Source organism: Nostoc sp., assembly GCF_035638895.1.
Taxonomy (GTDB): domain Bacteria; phylum Cyanobacteriota; class Cyanobacteriia; order Cyanobacteriales; family Nostocaceae; genus Nostoc.
The window spans coordinates 1-3,917 of record NZ_DASQZC010000219.1 but is presented as its reverse complement, the minus strand read 5'-3'; the positions used below and the strand labels follow the sequence as shown (position 1 = coordinate 3,917).

Sequence of the window (3,917 nt, the reverse complement as noted above, 5' to 3'; positions counted from 1 at the left end):
GTACCTGCATTGTTGCCAAAATTAACAAAGCTTATTGATTGTCTGCCAGATGCGATCGTGCCAGAGTTAGTAACGCTAATAAAGCTGGGTGTTAGTTCGGCTGACGGTAAGCGATCGCTGATAGCATCGCGTATCTCGCCTAATCTTGTAATTTCAGTTTCCTGATTAGTGGCAGAAGCATCTCCTCCACCGCCACTACCACCACCGCCAAAAGAGATTAAATTGCCGTCAGCATCGACGACGTTAACTTTCCGGTAAGCTGTCTCCGTCATTGTCTGCTGCCACTAGTTTCTTACGTTTTGACGATGTTTCGACTGATAAAGGGATAACTTCTGGTGCAGTCGGCTGCTTCGCCCACCCATTTGCCATCCATCCCGGCGCGTCAATAGCCGGGATGCTCCGAGCTTTCCCATCCTTGTAAAGAGTTACTGGATCTAGCATGATGTAGTTAAAAAGGCTCCGTAGCTTAGGTTGCCAGGAGAACCAGTTTTGGTTGCTCTCACGCGGATAGAGTAGGCATCAGGCACAATATCATCTATCCATTCGCCAGAAAGTGGCACATCAAAGCGATTAGCCGCACCAGAAGAAGTAACAGTGCCTACAGTTTTATAAGTACCGCCACTGGTTAAGGCAGCTTCAATCGTGATATCCCATTGAGCCGTGGTAGCGACGTAGCCTGTGTGAGCAGCCACATCTATCACGCATTTGTAAGCTTTAAGCTTGGTAGCAGGAATGGCGATCGCACTTTCAGTAGTGCTTGCAGAAATTGCCGCAGATGCAAAATCCCGCAGTTCCAGGGCTTTATCAAAAATGATGCTGCGGCGGTTGCCGATTGTAGAGCGTGGCATAAATGTTTGGGTTGTGAAGAGTTTTTCAGGAACTAAGAAACAGCCTCGGCGTTGGTGATGCCAGCTAAACGTGCAGCTGCGCGGCCGTGGTAACATGCGATCGCGTTGTACCATTCAACCCGTGTTCTGAACACTGGCTTGGTTTCGAGTTCGCCCAAGTTACGGGTAGCAACCCCATATTTACCATCAGCTTTACCTTGAATGCCTACCAGTTTCTTGGGCATAAATGAAACCACGTAAATGCTGGTGCAAGTAGTGGAACTTGTGCCATCTGGAGAGGTTTCGGTAAAATCCAAAATCTGATTATTCAGGTTGTCGTAGTCAGCGATTAAGATTGGCAAATCGTTGTACATGGCGACTTGCTTACCGAATTCGTTTTGTTCGTAGCGAATATCACCACCAATTCCAGCCCGGGCCGCAGCTGTTAATCTGCGTCTCTGAGCTTTACTCATAATTAAGTGAGTCGCATCATCCACTAAGTCGATCGCTTCATCTAATTTGGCTAAAGATAGAGCGCCACCGGCGGCGGCATTAGCAACCAACTGAGAGCCAGTTAAGCGGACTTGCAACCCATCAAAAAGGCGAGGATTAACGCGGCTATCACCTTTGATAAAGTTACGTGTCCACATTAAAGACAACGCCTTTACCTTCATCATTTCGTGGGTAGAGCGCACATCTTCGCCTTGGGTATCGATGATGAATTTGTCAACATCTAAATCACCGCCGGCGATTTTGAAAGCTTCAGACTGGGGATTGATAACACCCACCGATTCGCTGTAAGCTTCGTTGATACCGCGAAATCCCACCCCTGGCAATTCATCTTCCCGGTTGTAGTGGATTCCTGTACCATCATGGTCTTCAAAAGGGATTACGCGCAGGATGTCAGAATTAGCAGCGTATTCTTCAATAATTGCTTGATCTCGGATAGAGGGAGCGAGTTTTGCTGCCTCTAATAGCGTCATTGGCATGGCGTGATGTCAAATTGGTGAAAAGTTTGCTTTGATTCGCCCTTGGCATCACGCCATCGGCTTCTTGAAAAAAGCTGAATCACTCAGTTGTTGGTCATGAGTAATGAGTAATGAAATAATTTTTAATCAATAAGTTAAAAGAAAAATAATTCACTCTTCACTTATTACTCATTACTTCTTAATCAATTCCCAGTTCCCGCGCCTTGGCTAATCGTTGGGCGGGAGGTAACTTCATTAGTTGTTCCCGAACCATCGCGGCGTTTTGTACTCCATGCGATCGCACCATCCCCCCACCAGCGCCATTGCCAATCGGTTCAAATAGCGAAGCCGTGGGCCCACCAGTGCGAAGCTTGAGCATTAAATCATCCACAGTAAAACTCACGCCCTTGGTATCTTTGAGCGGCGTTTTATCACGCGGGTCAATGACGGTGATTTTGCCTTGATCATCGAGGACAATGTAATTAATGGCGCGATCGCGGATCAAATCAAAATACGTGTAGCCGTCATCATCCTTGCCAGATTTGCCCCCGGTGGCATAAAAGCTTTTCTCTAGGGCGTTGACAATCTGGGTTTGCTTCAGATTCTCCTGAAGCGAATTAATCTGCTGCTGTAGAGTCGTTTTCTCGCCAGTCCAGCGCTCTTTAAGTTCAGAAAAACTGCGCTGTTCTTCGAGCTTGCGTTCTTCGTAAGTCTGGGCTAATTTCTCTAATTCTTGATATTTCTGTGGGTCGATACCCTTAATTTTTTCTAAGTTTCCTGAAAGTTCAGTAATCTTAGTTTCTAATTCTTTAGCCTTAGCAGCTGCTGCATCTCGCTCTTTGCGAGTAGCTTGGGCAGTATTGAGGATTTTCGTAATTTCCTCATCAGAATATTGCTTGGTTTCGGCGGGAATTGTCGGAGAATCTAATTCAGTAGCCATAAGTAAGCATCACGCTTATACGAACGATTTCAGATTTCCCACAACGAATTTCAAGGCATCAACCGGAATACAAATTAATGCTAAATATTTTCGGATCTGCCAAATAAGCAATAGATGTGACGAGCGTTTGACCCCAGCAATTAACCATAAACACGCATGAAGATTAATAGCGTGAGTTAATTCATCTTCAATGATAGGCAATAGCTTTTCTTGCACTTCTGGCGGCACAAAGAAAGCAAGTTGCTTGTAAAAACAATGCTGAAAATCTTCCAAGACGCACATAAAAGCTAGGCGATCGCACCAATCGTAAGAATTAGCAGTACGAAAACCGAAAAATATTCTGGCTGATAAATAGCGAGTACTCATCCCATCAACTTGATAGGATTCATTACTAGAATCCCATTTTACAAATGACCACTCCCACGCCTGCTTTTCCTCACGGCTCATCAGCCCCGCGCCAGACATATTTAATTTAGAGCCAGTAAGCTGGCAGAATACTTGGGCATGATTGTACTCAGAAACTGCTTGCTCTTTTAGGTTCTCGTCAAGCCTCCCGTAATAGGCAGGGAGGCTTCTAGCTTCAAGATAACAACGCCAGCAAAAGAAAAATACACCAATCTCTAACTTTTTTAGTAAGGATAAATAATTAGGAAATAAAGTAATTATTCTTGCCAAAATTAGAGCGATTAAATTATCTGTCATCATCTATAGTACAGACGCGATTAATCGCGTTTCTCCTTTTAGCAAGAGGTGCGAATATTAGATGTAGTGGAACAACTATGATGAAGACTGTAATTGCACACAGGCACGAAATTACTATTTCTAGAATTTTATCAACCATCACGAATACCCCAATAAAGTAATCACATTGCCATTTACCACAAAGCAAACTCCATCAAGAAAATTACTATTGGCTGGATTTTTAGCAAACACCGAAATCCATTTATAAGTGGAATTAATTGTGAGATTAAACTTGCCCCCAGTATTGGGTAATTGGGCTATGGGGCTAGCTTCTCTCCCGGTCATTCCAGTATTAGGAGTTGCCGACCATCTGTAGATGGCAACTGCATTACTACCCGACTGAATACTGATGCCAAAGCTAGGCTGAATTATTAGCCCTAAATTTGTCTGCGGTGCGTAAAACTGAAACGCTTTCCCACTACCACCCGCCGCAGTAGTGCA

Annotated in this window: 6 protein-coding genes and 1 pseudogene; all 7 read right to left on the bottom strand. The window is 44.6% G+C overall.

The annotated features are described in order from the left end of the window. Positions 1-272, bottom strand: a 272-nt coding sequence (locus VE944_RS10510; RefSeq protein ID WP_324976276.1) for a hypothetical protein, incomplete at its 3' end; no start/stop codon positions are given. After that, positions 244-441, bottom strand: a complete 198-nt coding sequence (locus VE944_RS10505) for a hypothetical protein (protein ID WP_324976274.1) — start codon at positions 439-441, stop codon at positions 244-246. The genes VE944_RS10505 and VE944_RS10510, both read right to left, overlap by 29 nt. Further along, a complete protein-coding gene (locus VE944_RS10500) occupies positions 435-848 on the bottom strand; it encodes a hypothetical protein (RefSeq protein ID WP_324976272.1) in 414 nt (137 codons plus the stop codon). Before VE944_RS10500 ends, VE944_RS10505 begins: the two co-directional genes overlap by 7 nt. A 32-nt stretch (positions 849-880) precedes the next feature. Then, positions 881-1,816 (bottom strand): major capsid protein, encoded by a 936-nt coding sequence (locus VE944_RS10495; protein ID WP_324976270.1) that lies wholly within the window; start codon positions 1,814-1,816, stop codon positions 881-883. A 178-nt stretch (positions 1,817-1,994) separates the two neighbouring features. Further along, complete coding sequence (locus tag VE944_RS10490) at positions 1,995-2,735, bottom strand: hypothetical protein (protein WP_324976267.1); 741 nt, start codon at positions 2,733-2,735, stop codon at positions 1,995-1,997. Positions 2,736-2,750: 15 nt separating this feature from the next. Next, entirely contained in the window at positions 2,751-3,440 is a 690-nt protein-coding gene (locus VE944_RS10485) for a hypothetical protein (protein WP_324976263.1), read from the bottom strand. 135 nt (positions 3,441-3,575) lie between these two features. Next, positions 3,576-3,917, bottom strand: a pseudogene (locus VE944_RS10480) (hypothetical protein); the annotation flags it as partial.